Annotated in this window: 1 protein-coding gene; it reads left to right on the plus strand. The window is 72.4% G+C overall.

Going from position 1 to position 2,372, the window contains the following annotated elements; translation table 11 throughout:
• Nucleotides 1-394 precede the first annotated feature (394 nt).
• The gene (locus ACFUEL_RS38610; RefSeq protein WP_380242723.1) at nt 395-2,230 is read left to right on the plus strand and encodes an alpha-keto acid decarboxylase family protein; all 1,836 of its coding nucleotides are present in this window, start codon (nt 395-397) and stop codon (nt 2,228-2,230) included.
• Nucleotides 2,231-2,372: the final 142 nt, after the last annotated feature.

Here is a 2,372-nt window from a genome sequence, read left to right on the forward strand (position 1 = left end):
CGCCGAATCCGTTCGACGGCACACGACCGGCTCGCCGAAAGGCTCCGGAAGGCCCACGTCCGTTGGCATCGGGCGGGGCGAGCCAGTTACGTTGGGCTCGGGCCGATCACACTGTGCGATCGGTTCCGTCCGTCCCCGGGGAGCCCGAGCGCGGCCACGGCCGCCGTCCGTCCCCCCGCACGGTCGAGCGCGCGCACCGGTGCGGCCGCGTCCACGCGGACCGGGGCCGCACGCCGGCGGGCGCACCGAAGGGCCGCGAGCACTTCGGCCACCGGGACGGCATCTCGCGACCCGGCGCGGCGGGCTCCCAGCGGGAGGCCCCGGAGCACGGGGGCTTCCGCGACGCCCCGGGCGCCGGGCCCCGTCGACACAACCACGAGGAGGCAGCACACCGATGAGCAGCGCTGACGAATGGACGGTCGGCCGTTACCTGGCGACCCGGCTGGAGCAGTTGGGCATCCGCCACGTCTTCGGCGTGCCGGGCGACCTGCTCGGCCCATTCCTGACGATCATGCAGGAGACCACGGCGGTGCGCTGGATCGGCACCCCCACCGAACTGGGGGCCGGCTACGCCGCCGACGCCTACGCCCGGGTGCGGCTCGCCGACGCCGGCGCCGACCAGCCCGAACAGGGCGTCGCCGCCGTGGCGGTGACGTACAGCGTGGGCGCGTTCAACCTGCTCAACGCGGTCGGCGGCGCGTACGTCGAGGACGTCCCGCTGATCGCGATCAACGGGGCGCCGTCCTACGAGCAGTGGCTCAACTTCCAGGCGGTGGGCCTGCTCACCACCCACATGAGCCCGCGCCGGGAGAGCAACCTGGAGGTCTACCGGCAGGTCACGGTGGACGCGCAGGTCCTCTCCAACCCGGGGTTGGCCCCCTCGCAGATCGACAGCGCGATCACCGCCTGCCTGACCGAGCGCAAGCCGGTCTACCTGGAGGTCATGGAGGATCTCTGGCACGCGCCCTGCGACGCCCCGCAGGGCCGCCTCCGGGCGCACGAGCGGCCGTTCACCGAGCGGAACCAGGACATCCTGGACAAGGCCGTCGCGGCGGCGGCGGAGCTGATCACGAGGCTCGGCACGCCGATCGTCTGGGCGGGCGAGGAACTCGTGCACCACCGGCTGGAGGGGGAACTGCTGGAGTTCGTCGAGGCCACCGAGATGCAGTTCTGCACCACGGTCGGCGCCAAGTCCGTAGTGTCCGAGCGGCATCCGCGGTTCGCCGGCGTCTACAACGGCAGGGCGAGCCTGCCGGAGATCCGCAGGACCTTCAAGAACGCGGGCTGCCGGATCGGCCTGGGGACGTGGTCCACCTCCAAGAACCTCAACGGCGAGCAGTCCATCGGCGACGACTGGATCGTGGCGGCACGCGGCGGCGTCAGCGTCGGCGCCCTGTACTTCCCGGACGTCCAACTCGGCCGCTTCGTCCCGGCGTTGCGGACCGCGCTGGCCGGCCGGACGTTCCCCGCCGACCACTTCGCGCTGGCCCGCGAGGCGGGCCTGGACGTCCCGGCCAGCACCGCCGAGTTCCTGGACTCGCTGAGCTCCGCGCACCCGGACGGGACCGAACTGACCTACGACGGCTTCTTCGAGCGCATCAACCACTTCCTCGAGCACCAGGCCACCGGCGGCGACCCGCAGGCCCCCTCGCCCTTCACCGTGGTCTCCGACGCGGCGTTCGCGCTGCTCGGCTCGATGAACCTGCGGATCACCGAACGGGCCGGCTACCTGGCGCAGAACAGCTGGCTGTCCATCGGCTACTCCGTCGGCGCGGCCTCCGGCGTGGCGCTGGGCCGGCAGCAGCCGCCGAAGCGCCCGCTGGTCTTCGTCGGCGACGGCTCCTTCCAGGAGATCTGCCAGGAACTGTCCACCCACGTCCGGCACCACCTGCGGCCGGTGGTCTTCGTCCTCGACAACGAGGGCTTCTACGGCATCGAGCAGATGCTGGTCAGCCCCTGCTACTACAAGGGCAGGCCGTCCGACGGGGCCGACTTCTACAACGTGCTGCACCCGTGGCGCTACGAGAAGCTGGCGGAGGTGTTCGGCTCCGAGAAGGACCCGATGCGCGGCTTCGAAGTCAGCACCCACGCCGAGCTCGACTCCCTCCTCGCCGACCTCGCCGACCCCGACAACGACCTCAACCACGCCCCGGTCCTGGTCCGCGTCCGCCTCAGCCGGCACGACTACCCCAGGGCCCTCCAGTACAAGATCGACGAGAACTGTCCCTGACCGCCCGCCCGGTACCGGGGCCGCCGGACCCGCCGCGCTGCTCCGGGCCCCGTCCCGGGCCCGTCCCGGGCCCGTCAGCGAGGTCGGCGTGGACGGCCCCGCCAGCCAAGGGGGGACCCCCAAGCTCGGCGGCCCCCCCGGA

Source organism: Kitasatospora sp. NPDC057198, from assembly GCF_042670125.1.
GTDB lineage: Bacteria > Actinomycetota > Actinomycetes > Streptomycetales > Streptomycetaceae > Kitasatospora.

Excerpts from the sequence above, each read along its gene's own strand:
- ACFUEL_RS38610 (WP_380242723.1), top strand. The coding sequence starts at position 395 with ATGAGCAGCGCTGACGAATGGACGGTCGGCCGTTACCTGGCGACCCGG.